This is a genomic window from Salinimicrobium oceani, from assembly GCF_012037645.1.
The window spans coordinates 1-426 of sequence record NZ_JAAVJR010000742.1 but is presented as its reverse complement, the minus strand read 5'-3'; the positions used below and the strand labels follow the sequence as shown (position 1 = coordinate 426).

The following is a 426-nucleotide window of genomic DNA, read 5'->3' as shown; positions in this document are numbered from 1 at the left end:
AATAGGCAATGGTGGTGTCGGTGATCTTTTGAAGCAGGGTATGCGCTGCCTGCGGATTTGTAAAGCAGAATTTCTTGGCGATGTCAAAGTTTTTGGAACCCTGACCCTGCACGGCATAACATAGGATCGTCCAGGGGGAACCGGCAAATCCTATTAAGGGAACTTCATCATTAAGCTCCTTCTTTGTCATTTTTACGGCTTCCATGACGTATCCCAAAGTTTCATGCACATCGGGAACTATGACTTTCTCCACGTCGGCAGATGTTCTCACGGGATACGGAAGCCACGGACCAAGTCCGGGTTTCATTTCCACCTCGATATTCATTGCCTGCGGCACTACCAGGATGTCACTAAAAAGTATAGCCGCATCTGTTCCTACCTGGTGTATGGGCATAACGGTAATTTCGGTAGCCAGCTCAGGGGTGC

General features: G+C 48.8%; 1 protein-coding gene. It reads right to left on the bottom strand.

The genetic code is table 11. The features are described from left to right. Positions 1-426: uroporphyrinogen decarboxylase family protein (locus tag HC175_RS19175; RefSeq protein ID WP_317172368.1), on the bottom strand; the 426-nt coding region annotated here is incomplete at both ends.